General features: G+C 52.1%; 14 protein-coding genes and 1 pseudogene. 9 read left to right on the plus strand and 6 right to left on the minus strand.

The window, feature by feature from the left end:
* Positions 1-95: 95 nt before the first annotated feature.
* From entF to fes, 3 genes are read right to left on the minus strand one after another with little or no spacing between them, the layout of a single operon-like run.
* Complete coding sequence (gene entF, locus AACS80_RS15035) at positions 96-3,977, minus strand: enterobactin non-ribosomal peptide synthetase EntF (RefSeq protein WP_138183852.1); 3,882 nt, start codon at positions 3,975-3,977, stop codon at positions 96-98.
* Entirely contained in the window at positions 3,974-4,192 is a 219-nt protein-coding gene (ybdZ, locus tag AACS80_RS15040) for an enterobactin biosynthesis protein YbdZ (RefSeq protein ID WP_000885787.1), read from the minus strand. Before ybdZ ends, entF begins: the two co-directional genes overlap by 4 nt.
* 2 nt (positions 4,193-4,194) lie before the next feature.
* A complete protein-coding gene (gene fes / locus AACS80_RS15045; protein WP_135409650.1) occupies positions 4,195-5,397 on the minus strand; it encodes an enterochelin esterase in 1,203 nt (400 codons plus the stop codon).
* 241 nt (positions 5,398-5,638) lie between these two features.
* Between fes and fepA the strand changes: the two genes are divergently transcribed.
* The gene (gene fepA / locus AACS80_RS15050) at positions 5,639-7,879 is read left to right on the plus strand and encodes a siderophore enterobactin receptor FepA (RefSeq protein WP_135409649.1); all 2,241 of its coding nucleotides are present in this window, start codon (positions 5,639-5,641) and stop codon (positions 7,877-7,879) included.
* A 173-nt stretch (positions 7,880-8,052) separates the two neighbouring features.
* Positions 8,053-8,673: an enterobactin synthase subunit EntD gene (gene entD, locus AACS80_RS15055; protein ID WP_135409648.1), complete on the plus strand. Its 621-nt coding sequence runs from the start codon at positions 8,053-8,055 to the stop codon at positions 8,671-8,673.
* A gap of 121 nt (positions 8,674-8,794) precedes the next feature.
* Here the strand turns inward: entD and hokE (AACS80_RS15060) are convergent, their stop codons facing one another.
* Positions 8,795-8,947, minus strand: coding sequence for a type I toxin-antitoxin system toxin HokE (gene hokE, locus AACS80_RS15060; protein WP_000956465.1), 153 nt, complete (start codon positions 8,945-8,947; stop codon positions 8,795-8,797).
* Here hokE (AACS80_RS15060) and AACS80_RS15065 point away from each other — a divergent pair.
* Positions 8,916-9,177, plus strand: a pseudogene (locus AACS80_RS15065) (hypothetical protein); the annotation flags it as partial. The gene hokE (AACS80_RS15060) and the pseudogene AACS80_RS15065 overlap by 32 nt on opposite strands.
* A gap of 119 nt (positions 9,178-9,296) precedes the next feature.
* Here the strand turns inward: AACS80_RS15065 and hokE (AACS80_RS15070) are convergent.
* The gene (gene hokE / locus AACS80_RS15070; protein ID WP_000956465.1) at positions 9,297-9,449 is read right to left on the minus strand and encodes a type I toxin-antitoxin system toxin HokE; all 153 of its coding nucleotides are present in this window, start codon (positions 9,447-9,449) and stop codon (positions 9,297-9,299) included.
* On the opposite strand from hokE (AACS80_RS15070), the gene AACS80_RS15075 reads away from it, so the two are divergent.
* The 6 genes from AACS80_RS15075 to ybdG all read left to right on the plus strand — a co-directional run bounded on the left by AACS80_RS15075 (position 9,418) and on the right by ybdG (position 14,020).
* Complete coding sequence (locus tag AACS80_RS15075) at positions 9,418-9,687, plus strand: hypothetical protein (protein ID WP_138183853.1); 270 nt, start codon at positions 9,418-9,420, stop codon at positions 9,685-9,687. The genes hokE (AACS80_RS15070) and AACS80_RS15075 overlap by 32 nt on opposite strands.
* Before the next feature lie 215 nt (positions 9,688-9,902).
* Positions 9,903-11,021, plus strand: coding sequence for a YbdK family carboxylate-amine ligase (locus tag AACS80_RS15080; protein ID WP_135409647.1), 1,119 nt, complete (start codon positions 9,903-9,905; stop codon positions 11,019-11,021).
* A gap of 65 nt (positions 11,022-11,086) precedes the next feature.
* Positions 11,087-11,335, plus strand: coding sequence for a DUF1158 domain-containing protein (locus AACS80_RS15085; RefSeq protein WP_130260260.1), 249 nt, complete (start codon positions 11,087-11,089; stop codon positions 11,333-11,335).
* 64 nt (positions 11,336-11,399) lie between these two features.
* A complete protein-coding gene (locus AACS80_RS15090) occupies positions 11,400-11,768 on the plus strand; it encodes an MmcQ/YjbR family DNA-binding protein (RefSeq protein WP_135409646.1) in 369 nt (122 codons plus the stop codon).
* A gap of 93 nt (positions 11,769-11,861) precedes the next feature.
* Positions 11,862-12,515 (plus strand): oxygen-insensitive NAD(P)H nitroreductase, encoded by a 654-nt coding sequence (nfsB, locus tag AACS80_RS15095; protein ID WP_135409645.1) that lies wholly within the window; start codon positions 11,862-11,864, stop codon positions 12,513-12,515.
* Between the two features lie 257 nt (positions 12,516-12,772).
* Entirely contained in the window at positions 12,773-14,020 is a 1,248-nt protein-coding gene (ybdG, locus tag AACS80_RS15100) for a mechanosensitive ion channel YbdG (protein ID WP_130206401.1), read from the plus strand.
* 96 nt (positions 14,021-14,116) lie between these two features.
* Here the strand turns inward: ybdG and pheP are convergent, their stop codons facing one another.
* Positions 14,117-15,499, minus strand: a complete 1,383-nt coding sequence (pheP, locus tag AACS80_RS15105; RefSeq protein ID WP_064529014.1) for a phenylalanine transporter — start codon at positions 15,497-15,499, stop codon at positions 14,117-14,119.
* Positions 15,500-15,600 lie beyond the last annotated feature (101 nt).

Raw genomic sequence — 15,600 nt, forward strand, 5'->3', positions numbered from 1 at the left:
GCATTTTCAGACAAACCACTCAGTAAATATCAATACGATAAATAACAAAATCCATAATTATTTATCGTAATTATGGATTTGCATTTAAGATAAAGTTATTTATTTAGCGTCGCACGAATAATTGGTCCAATTTTTTCAAATGCGATTGGAGAAATAATATCCACATGCGCACAATCTATACGATAAATATCCAGCTCAGCTATCCACGGCGACCAGGCGCGTTCGGGGCTCATACCTTCCTGAAGTGTACGCTCCGCAACAAACAGCGTAGCTTTGCCATCAAACGGTACGCTATGGGCGGTGGTTAATAGCCGCACTGCATCGGCATAATTGCCTTCAATGGTGGTAAACAGCTCTGTCGACGCCGTTCCCTGCTGGGCTGCCAGGAAGGCCTCGCGCTCGCGGTTAATCTCCGCCAGCACTTCCGGGTCCAGACCATTGGCTTCTTTTTCCTGCCAGTTTTGCGTTTCTGGCGGCCAGGTATCCAGCAAGCCAAGAAATGCCACCTGTTCGCCACGAGCCCTCAACCGCGCCGCAATGCCCTGCGCCAGCGTACCGCCCAGCGAATACCCCAGCAGGTAATAAGGACCGTGCGGTTGTTGCTCAAGTAACGTTGCCAGATGCGCTTCGCAGACTTCATCCAGGTTTGCCGCCGTCTGCATGGGTCCATGAGGGCGCGGCGACTGAATGCCGATAATCGACCATTGTGGATCGAGATAACGCGAGAGCACGCTAAACTGCCAGGCAAAACCGGACGCCGGATGGAAACAAAACAACGTCGGGCCATTACCTTCACGCAACGGCAGAATGGTTTCGAATCCCATGCGCCGGGAGCTGTCTTCTTCACCATCAATAATCGTTGCCAGTTTGGCGACGGTTGACGCAACCATCACCTGCCCCGGCGTCACCTGGCGAGCAAACTGCCGACTTAACTGCGCTGCCAGTTTCATTGCCAGTAGTGAATGACCGCCAAGCGCAAAGAAATCAGCATCGGCATCCTGCACGTCACAACCCAGCAACGACGCGAATGCCGCGGCGATAATCGTTTCACTGCCCGCTTTCGGCGCACGCCCCGGCGCTTGTGCCTTCAGTTCAGGCAACGGTAAGGCTTTGCGATCCAGCTTGCCATTGGCGCTAAGTGGTAACTGTGGAAGTTGCAGCAGAACCACGGGCACCATATGCGGTGGCAATGTTTCGCGAAGCTGCGCCTGCAATGCGCTGGTATCCAGCGGCAGGCCTGATTGCGACACCAGATAGCCCACCAGTTGACGCGCATCACCACCAGTGGCTGCCGCCTGGTTAATTACACAGGCATGAGTAACAGCCTGTTCGACATCCGGCAGCGCCTGCATCACGCGGTCGATTTCGCCCAGTTCGATACGCTGCCCGCGAATTTTTAGCTGATCGTCACTGCGCCCGAGGTACTCCACCGCGCCGTTATCCAGCCAGCGGGCAACGTCTCCAGTACGGTACATCCGTTCACCTGGGGCAAAAGGATCGGCAATAAAGCGGCTGGCGGTCAGATCGGGTCGTCCAAGATATCCTTGCGCAAGTTGAATACCAGTGAGATAGAGATCACCCGCCACACCCGGCGGCACCGGATGCATCATCGCATCGAGAATGCGCAGGCCCGTGTTCCACACCGGATAACCAATCGGCACGCTGCTGCCGCGCTCCTGTGCCAGTTCTTCGCCAAAAGCCGGATACCAGCTGACATCTACCGCCGCTTCCGTCGGGCCATACAGATTATGTAACGGCGCACCGGTTAACTGCTGCCATTCGCGGCATAAATCGGCCGGTAAGGCTTCACCGCTACAGAAAACCTGTTTCAACGTCGCGCAACTTTGGCGAGCGGTTTCTGGCGTCAGCGAAGCAACAAACGCCGCCAGCATCGACGGCACAAAGTGCGTGGTCGTTACGCCATATTCGGCAAAGAATTGCTGCATAGCGAGCGGGTCGCGGTGCGCTTCCGGTTCAGCCATCACCAGTTTCGCCCCGGCAATAAACGGCCAGAAAAACTCCCACACCGAGACATCAAAACTACACGGCGTTTTTTGGGCAACGACATCTTCGCCCGTGAGCGGGTAATGATTTTGCATCCAAAGCAGGCGGTTAACGATAGCCGTCTGCCCGACCATCACCCCTTTTGGCCTGCCAGTGGAGCCAGAGGTAAAGATGATATAAGCCGTGTGGTGCGGTTGTGAAAGTTGCAGCGGCGCACTGCTCTGTACGGTAAGCGGGGCGTTATAGCAAAGGCGGGTTAAATCTGGAACATCAGCAAAGCGCGGCAGTTGATCGTCGGTGGTGATTAACAGCGACGGACGCGCATCTTCCAGCATCATTTTCAGGCGCTCGTCCGGATAGCCGGTATCCAGCGGTAACCAGGCCGCACCTGCTTCAACAATCGCATGTAGCGCCAGGGTCAAAAAGACCGAGCGCGGTAATGCCACCGCCACGCTGTCGCCTGGTTTAACGCCGCGCTCACGCAGCAGATTCGCCAGCGCCACCACCTGCTCGCGCATTTCCCGATAGCTAAACTGGCAACGCGCATCAACCAGCGCCGGAGCATCCGGTGTTTTTGCCGCTTGTTCTGCCACCAGCGCGCTCAGCGTGGTTTCTGGAATCTCAACCTGAGTGGCATTGATCTGCGCCAGCTGCGCATACTCACCTGGCAGCATAATATCGACATCGCCGCACAGCAGCGCCGGATCCGCGGCGAACTGGGCAATCAACATTTTCAGGCGTTCAGCATGCTGGATTAACGTTGGCTCATCGTAACGCTGTTTATTGGCGAGGATCTCAATACTCAAATCACCGTGTTCATCCGGGAACAGGGCCAGCTCCAGGTCATTAACCGGGCCGGTTGCCAGGGTATGGGTTTGCGCCTGAACATCAGGAATATCCAGTTGGTAATCAAATACCTTGATATTGAGTACCGGACCGAACAACGGTTCCTCTCCTGCCGCGCGCCCGCTGTCACGGACAATTTGTTCGGCATCGTAACGTTGATGACGACGCATTTTTTTCAGTTGAGCCGCCAGTCGGGTTGCCAGTTCCGGCAATGTTTCTTGTGCCTCAATGTGAATACCCAACGGCAAAACGTTGAGCACAGGTCCGGTAGCCGTCAGCGCCGCCGACCCCAGTCGACGCATAAAGATAAATCCGGCGGCGTAGTCCATGCGGTTGCACAATCGCCCCAGCCACAAAGCCGCCAGCGCAAGGGCTAAATCGGTACGCAGCACACCTGAAAGTTGCGTAGCCAGCTGGCGGAATTCCCCGTCGGTAAATACCAGTTTCAGGCGTAAAATATCTGCCGAAGCGCTGCGCCCCGGTAAAGGTGCCGGAGAAAGTGACGCGGGCGGTGGCAGTTGACGACGCTGTTCCGCCCAGAATGCCGCATCACGCTGCCAGGCTTCGCTTTCGCGGTATTGCTGGTACTCTTCCACTACATCAGCGAAAGGCGTAAACGGCGAAGCAGGCGTTGGTTCGCCACGCAGCCATGCGCAGTAAATGTTGGCGATCTGGCGGGTAATGGCCGGGAAACTGAAGCCATCGACCAGCAAATGGTGGTAACGCTGATACCAGTACCAGCGGTTATCTGCTACCTGTATTAGCTGATGAAAGACCAGTGGTTTACCGCTATCGACGCGCAGATCTTGTTGCAAATCTGCCTGCATTAATGCCTGCGCAGTACCGTGCGGATCAATGTTGGTTCTCAGGTCGATAATTTCTGGCAGTTCGAACGTCAGCGCATCATCGACCCACTGCCAGACTTCGCCGTTATCTTCCGTAAAACGCATCCGCAACGTATCTGCTTGCGCTAATCCGGCAACCACCGCGCGGGCCAGTAATGACGCATCAACCTCTCCGGTTAACTCAACGTAATGCGCCACGCTCCAGGCGGAGGGTAAATCCGACAGTTTTTCTGCCATCCAGATGCCGGGCTGTGCAGCGACCAAAGGTAAATGCTGGCTCATTGCGCCTCCTGCAACTGGGTGAAATTCGCCGGTGTCAGAGTACGCCAGTGGGCTTCCAGCCACTGCTGGCAGGACGCCTGTGACTGCGGCTGACACACAACGTCCCAGCCTGCCGGTAACGCGCATTGTTGCGGCCACAGACTGAATTGCCCCTGCGCATTGCGCAAAATGTAAAACGCTCCCTGTGGATCATCGAAGGGATTACTGAATGCCATATTCAACTCCTGTCATGGAAAAGCGGTTGCCAGAGGTCGATTAGCCCCTGCATCAAGCCACCGCGCCAACAAAGCGCATCATGTCCGCCGTCAACCTGACGCCAGAAAATGGATTCTTTTATGGGGTGTAATTGCGCATACAGCGCCTGATTGGCCCGCATGATCATCGGCTCGCGAAGACCCGCTTCCAGCACAATGCGCAGACCTTCGGCGCTAACTTCACCAGCTTTAAGCTTTTCAAGTAACACGCCCTCTTGCTGCCCGCCCCGATGCGGCCACCAGTACGATCCTGACTGGCTTAATACACAACCAAAGCGTTCAGGCCAGTGCAGTCCGGCATACAGCGCGGAAAGCCCACCAAAACTCTGCCCGGCGACCACGGTGCGATCGGCGCGATCGCTAAAAGGGGCAATAGCTTTCACCAGGGGTAATAACTCTTGCTGTACTGCCAGCCAGAAATCGGCATTACACGGCAGTTCGTGGGCGCGGTGCGTGGTGTCGATAGCGTCGATCAACACATACACGGCGGGAGGAAGTTGCTGACGATGGGTCAGCGAAGTCAGCACAGGCCAGACGGGCATACTCTGCGCCCAAAATTCGCCATCAAGCAAAACTGCCAGCGGGCGTTCTCCTGCTGTTACATCTCCGGTGGTAAAAATCCATACACGGCGTGAATTTTTCAACCGTTCACTTTTCCAGATAATTTCTTTGGCAGGTATTTCTGGCGCTTGCGGACAATCCCAACCAGGTTGCAGGGGCGCTTGCGGCATTTCGAGTGCAGAAACAGCGTGCCCTCGCCCGCCTTTCCAGCTTTGTGGATTCAGCGGATCGGCTATCGCCAGGGGGAGTAATTTTTGCCATCCCTCGCGTAACTCGAGGCGATCAGGGGATGGTGCAGAAAAAATGTCATCGCGTTCGGTGGGAATAAAACAGTAGCTGCCGCGCCAGTTGGCATTGAGTTGTGTCGTCCACTGCCAGACATCGGTACCTGCAATTCGCTGCATCGACTGGGGGCGGCTATTTTGATGGTGATCGGTGACGCCAGTGATGTAGACCCATACGCGCTTTATCGTCGAGTAGTCTTCAGAACCTTGTGGATCACGCCACCAGAAAGTGACCTCAAACATTTCGTCATTAAGACGCTGCCATTCAGGGCCATGTTTCGACTGCCACCAGCTATCACTTCCCACCTTTAACGCCGCCACATCATAACCTTATGTTTATTGTGAATTTTTCATTGATCGCAGAAATATATTGATAATATTATTGATAACTATTTGCATTTGCAATAGCGTAATGGCGCGCCGTGGGAAGCGCGGACATTTATTAACCAACTGCACTGCGTGTCTTTCAGGATCAAAGGTTTTCGCGGTAGCGGGATGCGTCGTGTTGATGACGACCATGCCCGACAGTTGCAATTCGTGGCAAAAATGCAGGAATAAAACAATGAACAAGAAGATTCATTCCCTGGCCTTGTTGGTCAATCTGGGGATTTATGGGGTAGCACAGGCACAAGAGCCAACCGATACTCCTGTTTCACATGACGATACCATTGTGGTTACCGCCGCCGAGCAGAACTTGCAGGCGCCTGGCGTTTCGACCATCACCGCAGATGAAATCCGCAAAAACCCCGTTGCCCGCGATGTGTCGGAGATCATCCGTACCATGCCAGGCGTTAACCTGACCGGCAACTCCACCAGTGGTCAGCGTGGTAATAACCGCCAGATTGATATTCGCGGCATGGGGCCGGAAAACACGCTGATTTTGATTGACGGCAAGCCGGTCAGCAGCCGCAACTCAGTACGTCAGGGCTGGCGCGGCGAGCGCGATACCCGTGGTGATACCTCCTGGGTGCCGCCTGAAATGATTGAACGTATTGAAGTTCTGCGTGGTCCGGCAGCTGCGCGTTATGGCAACGGCGCGGCGGGCGGCGTAGTTAACATCATTACCAAAAAAGGCAGCGGCGAGTGGCACGGCTCATGGGATGCGTATTTCAACGCCCCGGAGCATAAAGAAGAAGGTGCCACCAAACGTACCAACTTCAGCCTGACCGGTCCGCTGGGCGATGAATTCAGCTTCCGTTTATATGGCAACCTCGACAAAACTCAGGCTGACGCGTGGGATATTAACCGGGGGCATCAGTCCGCGCGTGCCGGTACATATGCGGATACGCTGCCCGCCGGGCGCGAAGGGGTGATCAACAAGGATATTAATGGCGTAGTTCGCTGGGACTTCGCGCCTCTGCAATCACTCGAACTGGAAGCAGGCTACAGCCGCCAGGGCAACCTGTATGCGGGCGACACACAGAACACCAACTCCGATTCCTATACCCGCTCAAAATATGGTGATGAAACTAACCGCTTGTATCGCCAGAACTACTCGCTGACCTGGAACGGCGGCTGGGATAACGGTGTGACCACCAGCAACTGGGTACAGTACGAACACACGCGAAACTCACGTATTCCGGAAGGTCTGGCGGGCGGTACAGAAGGGAAATTTAACGAAAAAGCGACACAGGATTTCGTCGATATCGATCTTGATGACGTGATGCTGCACAGCGAAGTTAACCTGCCGATTGATTTCCTCGTTAACCAGACGCTGACGCTGGGTACGGAGTGGAATCAGCAGCGGATGAAGGACTTAAGTTCCAACACCCAGGCGCTGACCGGAACGAATACCGGTGGTGCTATTGATGGCGTGAGCGCCACCGACCGTAGCCCATATTCAAAAGCAGAAATTTTCTCGTTGTTTGCCGAAAACAACATGGAGCTGACTGACAGCACCATCGTAACGCCAGGGCTGCGTTTCGATCATCACAGCATTGTTGGCGATAACTGGAGCCCGGCGCTGAACATATCGCAAGGTTTAGGCGATGACTTCACGCTGAAAATGGGCATTGCCCGCGCCTATAAAGCGCCGAGCCTGTACCAGACCAACCCGAACTACATTCTCTACAGTAAAGGTCAGGGCTGTTACGCCAGCGCGGGCGGCTGCTATCTGCAGGGGAACGATGACCTGAAAGCGGAAACCAGTATCAACAAAGAGATTGGTCTGGAGTTCAAACGCGACGGCTGGCTGGCGGGCGTCACCTGGTTCCGTAACGATTATCGCAATAAGATTGAAGCGGGCTATGTGGCTGTAGGGCAAAATGCGGCTGGCACCGATCTCTACCAGTGGGATAACGTGCCGAAAGCGGTGGTTGAAGGTCTGGAAGGATCGTTAAACGTACCGGTTAGCGAAACGGTCATGTGGACTAATAACATCACTTATATGCTGAAGAGTGAAAACAAAACCACGGGCGACCGTTTGTCGATCATCCCGGAGTATACGTTGAACTCAACGCTGAGCTGGCAGGCACGGGAAGATTTGTCGATGCAAACGACCTTCACCTGGTACGGCAAGCAGCAACCGAAGAAGTACAACTATAAAGGTCAGCCAGCGGTTGGCCCGGAAACCAAAGAAATCAGTCCGTACAGCATTGTTGGCTTGAGCGCGACCTGGGATGTGACCAAGAATGTCAGTCTGACCGGCGGCGTGGACAACCTGTTCGACAAGCGTTTGTGGCGTGCGGGTAATGCCCAGACCACAGGCGATCTGGCAGGCGCCAACTATATCGCAGGTGCCGGGGCGTATACCTATAACGAGCCGGGACGTACGTGGTATATGAGCGTTAACACTCACTTCTGATGCTAACGTCAGATTGTTGACAAAGCACGCGTCGTTCATGCCGGATGCGGCGTGAACGCCTTATCCGGCCTACAAAATCTTGCCAATTCAATATATTGCAGGACCACGTAGGCCTGATAAGCGTAGCGCATCAGGCAGTTTTGCGTTTGTCATCAGCCTCTAATATGGTCGACATGAAAACTACGCATACCTCCCTCCCCTTTGCCGGACATACGCTGCATTTTGTTGAGTTTGATCCGGCGAGTTTTCGCGAGCAGGATTTACTCTGGCTGCCGCACTACGCGCAACTGCAAAACGCTGGACGGAAACGCAAAGCCGAACATTTGGCCGGGCGGATCGCTGCTGTTTATGCGTTGCGGGAATATGGCTATAAAGGTGTACCCGCAATCGGCGAGCTACGCCAACCTGTGTGGCCTGCAGGGTTAAATGGCAGTATTAGCCACTGCGGGACTACGGCATTGGCAGTGGTATCCCGTCAACCGATTGGCATTGATATTGAAGAAATTTTTTCTGCGCAAACAGCGGCAGAATTGACAGACAACATTATTACCCACACTGAACACGAGATTATTACAGGCTGCGATTTACCTTTCCCTATGGCGCTTACACTGGCATTTTCAGCAAAAGAAAGTGCATTTAAGGCAAGCAAGTTACAGACAGAACAAGGTTTTCTGAATTATCAAATAATTAACTGGAATAAACAGCAGATCATCATTCGTCGAGAGGATGAGAAGTTTGCTGTGCACTGGCAGATAAAAGAAAAGATAGTCATAACGCTGTGCCAACACGATTAATTGACAATACCCGGAGCGATTCGCCCGCAGCCATCACTGACCGCGGGCGAAAATGTAAAGCAGGTGCCTTACCACCCTGACCTGACAACCGGATATGCGGGGATTACTCCCCGCACAGCGGCTACTTCTTCGGTTCGTAAGCGAGAACAGCCTTAAACTCAATATTACGTTCCTTTACGGTGAACTCACACAGTGAGTCTCCGACCAGAAGCGTAAATCCCAGCACTGTTAAGCACAGCACTATGACTGCCACAAGGGCATATTTCGTCAGCATGTTTATATTGCCTCCATGCGAAGAAGGGACTACCATCCAAATTGTCTGGTTTGGAGTGGCAGCCCCAGGGTTGATAGAAATATCTCCTGGGGCTTCATCTTTCCAGACCTCAGAGTAAACCTGAAACCGGAAAGCTTCAGGCACCCGCAGTTATCTTACCCTTCCTTAGCAAAATAGCTGTTTGTTTATACAGTAAATCCTGTTTCGGACTTCTGTCGGCAAAACTGATCATTGCCCTTAAAACAAAATCGCCCGCAGCCATCACTGACCGCGGGCGAAAGTGTAAAGCAGGTGCCTTACCATCCTGACCTGACAACCGGATATGCGGGGATTGCTCCCCGCACAACGGCTACTTCTTCGGTTCGTAAGCGAGAACAGCCTTAAACTCAATATTACGTTCCTTTACGGTGAACTCACACAGCGAGTCTCCGACCAGAAGCGTAAATCCCAGCACCGTTAAGCACAGCACTATGACTGCCACAAGGGCATATTTCGTCAGCATGTTTATATTGCCTCCATGCGAAGAAGGGACTACCATCCAAATTGTTCAGGTTTGGGTAGGTAGCCCCAGGGTTGATAGAAATATCGTCCTGGGGCTTCATCTTTCCAGACCTCAGAGTAAACCTGAAACCGGAAAGCTTCAGGCACCCGCCGTTATCTTACCCTTCCTTAGCAAAATGGCTGTTTATTTATACAGCAAATCCTGTTTCGGACTTCTCACTCCCCATTTGATCAACTGAAGCTGAACCCGTTTTTTCTGCATGCCTCAATCCTCAAAATTCTTCGCCGCCAGCCAGCTAAGACGCAACTGGTCACATTGCAAAATGTAGCCAAATTGCTTCAGTCACAATCAATTCACCATCACCAAAAAAAAGAAACATTCCAGAACTTCCGCATCTCGCCCAGCCGCTCCCACTTCTATACTGAAATGAAAACGCCAACATAAGAGAAACCTATGCCATTACCCAATTTTCATGTTTCTGAACCTTTTACCCTCGGTATTGAACTGGAAATGCAGGTGGTTAATCCGCCGGGCTATGACTTAAGCCAGGACTCTTCAACGCTGATTGACGCGGTTAAAAATAAGATCACGGCCGGAGAAGTAAAGCACGATATCACCGAAAGTATGCTGGAGCTGGCGACGGATGTTTGCCGTGATATCAACGAGGCTGCCGGGCAATTTTCAGCGATGCAGAAAGTCGTATTGCAGGCAGCCGCAGACCATCATCTGGAAATTTGTGGCGGTGGCACGCACCCGTTTCAGAAATGGCAGCGTCAGGAGGTATGCGATAACGAACGCTATCAACGAACGCTGGAAAACTTTGGCTATCTCATCCAGCAAGCGACCGTTTTTGGTCAGCATGTCCATGTTGGCTGCGCCAGTGGCGATGACGCTATTTATTTGCTGCACGGCTTGTCACGGTTTGTGCCGCACTTTATCGCCCTTTCCGCCGCGTCGCCATATATGCAAGGAACGGATACACGCTTTGCCTCCTCACGACCCAATATTTTTTCCGCCTTTCCCGATAATGGCCCGATGCCGTGGGTCAGTAACTGGCAACAATTTGAAGCCCTGTTTCGCTGTCTGAGTTACACCACGATGATCGACAGCATTAAAGATCTGCACTGGGATATTCGCCCCAGCCCCCATTTTGGCACGGTGGAGGTTCGGGTGATGGATACTCCGTTAACCCTTAGCCATGCGATAAATATGGCGGGATTGATTCAGGCTACCGCCCACTGGTTACTGACGGAACGCCCGTTCAAACATCAGGAGAAAGATTACCTGCTGTATAAATTCAACCGTTTCCAGGCCTGCCGTTATGGTCTGGAAGGCGTCATTACCGATCCGCACACCGGCGATCGTCGGCCTCTAACGGAGGACACCTTGCGTTTACTGGAAAAAATCGCCCCTTCCGCACATAAAATTGGCGCGTCGAGTGCGATTGAGGCCCTGTATCGCCAGGTTGCCAGCGGCCTGAATGAAGCACAATTGATGCGCGATTTCGTCGCCGATGGCGGCTCGCTGATTGGGCTGGTGAAAAAGCATTGTGAGATCTGGGCCGGTGACTAAGCCGGGAATTGCCTTACAGAAGAATATCCCTGACAATGGTGTTTTAACTTACATTTAACAATGTCATGAAACACCCTTTAGAAACCTTGACCACCGCAGCAGGCATTTTGCTGATGGCTTTCCTCTCTTGCCTGCTGCTGCCCGCCCCCGCACTGGGGCTGACGCTGGCACAAAAACTGGTGACCTCGTTCCATTTGATGGATCTTAGCCAGCTTTACACTTTATTGTTTTGCCTGTGGTTTTTAGTGCTGGGCGCTATTGAGTATTTTGTTCTGCGCTTTATCTGGCGACGCTGGTTCTCGCTGGCGGATTAAACGTCGATTATCGTCGTGCTTCGCGGCATACTTTGCTTATTCTCCTTCGCCTAAAGGAACGTTTATGGATAAGCAATCACTGCACGAAACGGCGAAACGCCTGGCCCTTGAGTTACCCTTTGTCGAGCTTTGCTGGCCTTTTGGCCCGGAGTTCGATGTGTTTAAAATTGGCGGCAAGATTTTTATGTTGTCGTCAGAACTGCGCGGCGTTCCCTTTGTCAATTTGAAGTCCGATCCACAAAAATCCCTGTTAAATCAGCAGATATACCCAAGCATTAAGCCAGGGTATCACATGAATAAAAAGCACTGGATTTCGGTTTATCCCGGCGAGGAAATCTCCGAAGCGTTACTTAGCGATCTGATCAACGACTCCTGGAACTTAGTGGTTGATGGTTTAGCAAAGCGCGATCAAAAAAGAGTGCGTCCGGGCTAAAGTGGAAATCTATAGCGCATTTTTCTCGCTTACCATTTCTCGTTGAACCTTGTAATCTGCTGGCACGCAAAATTACTTACACATGGAGTCTTTATGGATATCATTTCTGTCGCCTTAAAGCGTCATTCCACTAAGGCATTTGATGCCAGCAAAAAACTTACCCCGGAACAGGCCGAGCAGATCAAAACTCTGCTGCAATACAGCCCATCCAGCACCAACTCCCAGCCGTGGCATTTTATTGTTGCCAGCACTGAAGAAGGCAAAGCGCGTGTTGCTAAATCCGCCGCCGATAATTACGTGTTCAACGAGCGTAAAATGCTTGATGCCTCGCACGTCGTGGTGTTCTGCGCGAAAACTGCGATGGACGATGCCTGGCTGAAGCTGGTTGTTGACCAGGAAGATGCTGATGGCCGCTTTGCCACACCGGAAGCGAAAGCCGCGAACGATAAAGGTCGCAAGTTCTTCGCCGATATGCATCGTAAAGATCTGCATGATGATGCAGATTGGATGGCAAAACAGGTTTATCTCAACGTCGGTAATTTCCTGCTCGGCGTGGCGGCTCTGGGTCTGGACGCGGTACCCATCGAAGGTTTTGACGCCGCGATCCTCGATGATGAATTTGGTCTGAAAGAGAAAGGCTATACCAGTCTGGTGGTTGTTCCGGTAGGTCATCACAGCGTTGAAGATTTTAACGCGACGCTGCCGAAATCTCGTCTGCCACAAAGTATCACCGTAACCGAAGTGTAATTATCCTGACAGCCGGGACCCCATCCCGGCTCAGATTGCTAACAAAGTGCGCTTTGTTTATGCCGGATGCGGCGTGACCGCCTTATCCTGCCTACAAGTTCGTCCAGTTCATTCAAGGCAGGCATGATAAGCGTAGCGCATCAGGCAATTTTATATTTGCCATCAGCTCTCGCAGGAAATTCCCCCTCAGATTCTCCTGATTTGCATAACCCCCTTTCAGCCGTCATCATAGGCCGCTGTTGTATATAGGAGATGTTATGCAGGATTTAATATCCCAGGTTGAAGATTTAGCGGGTATTGAGTTTGATCACACCACCTCGATGGTGATGATTTTCGGTATTATTTTTCTGACCGCCGTCGTGGTGCATATTATTTTGCACTGGGTGGTACTACGTACCTTCGAAAAACGTGCCATTGCCAGTTCACGGCTGTGGCTGCAAATCATTACCCAAAATAAACTCTTCCACCGTTTAGCTTTTACCCTCCAGGGGATTATCGTCAATATTCAGGCGGTATTCTGGCTGCAAAAAGGCACTGAAGCAGCTGATATTCTGACCACCTGCGCGCAGTTGTGGATCATGATGTATGCGCTGCTTTCTGTCTTCTCGTTGCTGGATGTTATTTTGAATCTGGCACAGAAATTCCCGGCGGCAAAACAGTTGCCGTTAAAAGGGATATTTCAGGGGATTAAACTGATCGGCGCGATTCTGGTCGGCATTTTGATGATCTCACTGCTGATTGGTCAGTCACCGGCAATTCTGATCAGTGGTCTTGGCGCGATGGCCGCCGTGCTGATGTTGGTGTTTAAAGATCCGATCCTCGGTCTGGTGGCCGGCATTCAGCTTTCCGCGAACGATATGCTGAAACTGGGCGACTGGCTGGAAATGCCAAAATACGGCGCGGATGGCGCAGTAATTGATATCGGCTTAACCACCGTCAAAGTGCGCAACTGGGACAATACTATTACCACTATTCCCACCTGGTCGTTGGTATCTGACTCCTTTAAAAACTGGAGCGGGATGTCGGCATCCGGTGGGCGGCGTATTAAGCGCAGTATCAGTATTGATGTCACCAGTATTCGTTTTCTTGATGAAACTGAAATGCAGCGGCTGAATAAAGCGCATTTGTTAAAGCCTTATTTAACCAGCCGCCATCAGGAAATTAATGAGTGGAATCGCCAGCAAGGTTCTACGGAGTCGGTATTAAACCTGCGCCGAATGACCAATATTGGAACCTTTCGTGCCTATCTGAACGAATATCTGCGTAACCATCCGCGGATTCGTAAAGATATGACCTTAATGGTGCGCCAGTTGGCTCCGGGCGATAACGGTTTACCGCTTGAGATCTACGCGTTTACTAATACCGTGGTATGGCTGGAATATGAAAGCATTCAGGCTGATATATTCGACCATATATTTGCGATCGTCGAAGAGTTTGGTCTGCGACTTCATCAGTCGCCAACCAGCAATGATATTCGCTCCCTGGCGGACGCATTTAAGCAGTAATTAAAAAACCGCTCTCATCGAATGGATGAGAGCGGCTTCAGATTATTGTCATCGTTTTGTCGGATGCAGCGTGAATGCCTTATCCAATCGGCACTATTATTTCGCTTTCCGACGCAGCGTTTTAAACGCCACAAACAGGAATACAATCCACACCGGCAGCAGAATTGCCGACAAGCGCATATCATCCATCGTGCACATCAGCAGCAAAATCATGCCGAGAAAGGCAATGCAGAGATAGTTGCCGAACGGATAAAGCAGCGCCTTAAACTGTGTTTCACGCCCCTGACGTCGCATCGCCGCGCGAAAACGCAGATGTGCCAGGCAGATCATAATCCAGTTCAACAGCAGCGTTGCCACCACCAGCGCCATCAGCAGACCAAACGCTTTTTGCGGCAGCAGATAGTTAATCAGCACCACCAGCGAAGTGATCGCCCCGGAAAGCATCAGCGAGTTGATCGGCACGCCGCGATGGCTAACGCGAGTCAAAAACTTCGGTGCATTACCCTGCACAGAAAGGCCAAATAGCATCCGGCTGTTAGAGTAAACCCCGCTGTTATACACCGATAATGATGCTACCAGAATAACGAAGTTCAGCGCAGAAGCCACCACGTTACTGTCGAGATTATGGAAAATCATCACAAACGGGCTACTGTTGGATTTAACTTCCACCCACGGATAGAGTGCCAGTAAAACCACCAGTGAACCGATATAAAACAGCAAGATGCGATACACCACCTGATTCACTGCTTTAGGGATGCTTTTTTCCGGATCGCGCGCTTCAGCGGCAGTAATACCAATCAGTTCCAGCCCTCCGAAGGAGAACATAATCACCGCCAGCGACAAAATCAGCCCATTCCAGCCGGTGGCAAAGAAACCACCGTAGCGCCAGAGGTTGTCGATACTGGCTTTCTCACCGCCATGACCAGAAAACAGCAGCCACAGGCCAAATCCGATCATGCCGATAATCGCCAGCACTTTAATCAGCGCAAACCAGAACTCAGTTTCACCATATAAGCGCACGTTCACCAGGTTAACGGCGTTGATGATAATAAAGAAGGCGGCAGCCCAGATCCAGGTGGGGACATCCGGGAACCAGTACTGCATATAGATGCCCGCAGCGGTCAGCTCTGCCATTCCCACCAGCACGAACATCACCCAGTAGTTCCAGCCAGAAAGGAAGCCCGCAAACGGTCCCCAGTATTTATAGGCAAAGTGGGCAAATGAACCGGATACCGGCTCTTCGACCACCATCTCGCCAAGCTGGCGCATAATCAGGAAAGCGATGATCCCGGCGACGCCGTAGCCCAGCAATACAGCCGGACCCGCCATCTGAATCGCCGGGCCAATGCCAAGAAACAGACCAGTACCAATAGCGCCGCCCAGCGCAATCAGTTGAATATGACGGTTATGTAATCCGCGATGAAGCGTCGGCTCTTGATTCGACGCAGTATCTTCCGATACGGTTGACGCGTTTTTCACGCCTTTCCCCTGTGTGTCTTTTTTGTTGAGGGGCACCTTTTAACATTTAGTGCCCATCGTCGCAAGACACAATCCACACAGTTAAACCGGGTATCCTTCCC

The sequence above is a fragment of the Escherichia sp. E4385 genome (assembly GCF_963883145.1).
Classification (GTDB): domain Bacteria; phylum Pseudomonadota; class Gammaproteobacteria; order Enterobacterales; family Enterobacteriaceae; genus Escherichia.

Excerpts from the sequence above, each read along its gene's own strand:
- entF (WP_138183852.1), bottom strand. The coding sequence starts at position 3,977 with ATGAGCCAGCATTTACCTTTGGTCGCTGCACAGCCCGGCATCTGGATG.
- ybdG (WP_130206401.1), top strand. The coding sequence starts at position 12,773 with ATGCAGGATTTAATATCCCAGGTTGAAGATTTAGCGGGTATTGAGTTT.
- hokE (WP_000956465.1), bottom strand. The coding sequence starts at position 8,947 with ATGCTGACGAAATATGCCCTTGTGGCAGTCATAGTGCTGTGCTTAACA.
- hokE (WP_000956465.1), bottom strand. The coding sequence starts at position 9,449 with ATGCTGACGAAATATGCCCTTGTGGCAGTCATAGTGCTGTGCTTAACG.
- AACS80_RS15090 (WP_135409646.1), top strand. The coding sequence starts at position 11,400 with ATGGATAAGCAATCACTGCACGAAACGGCGAAACGCCTGGCCCTTGAG.
- ybdZ (WP_000885787.1), bottom strand. The coding sequence starts at position 4,192 with ATGGCATTCAGTAATCCCTTCGATGATCCACAGGGAGCGTTTTACATT.
- fepA (WP_135409649.1), top strand. The coding sequence starts at position 5,639 with ATGAACAAGAAGATTCATTCCCTGGCCTTGTTGGTCAATCTGGGGATT.
- AACS80_RS15075 (WP_138183853.1), top strand. The coding sequence starts at position 9,418 with ATGACTGCCACAAGGGCATATTTCGTCAGCATGTTTATATTGCCTCCA.
- nfsB (WP_135409645.1), top strand. The coding sequence starts at position 11,862 with ATGGATATCATTTCTGTCGCCTTAAAGCGTCATTCCACTAAGGCATTT.
- AACS80_RS15085 (WP_130260260.1), top strand. The coding sequence starts at position 11,087 with ATGAAACACCCTTTAGAAACCTTGACCACCGCAGCAGGCATTTTGCTG.
- entD (WP_135409648.1), top strand. The coding sequence starts at position 8,053 with ATGAAAACTACGCATACCTCCCTCCCCTTTGCCGGACATACGCTGCAT.
- AACS80_RS15080 (WP_135409647.1), top strand. The coding sequence starts at position 9,903 with ATGCCATTACCCAATTTTCATGTTTCTGAACCTTTTACCCTCGGTATT.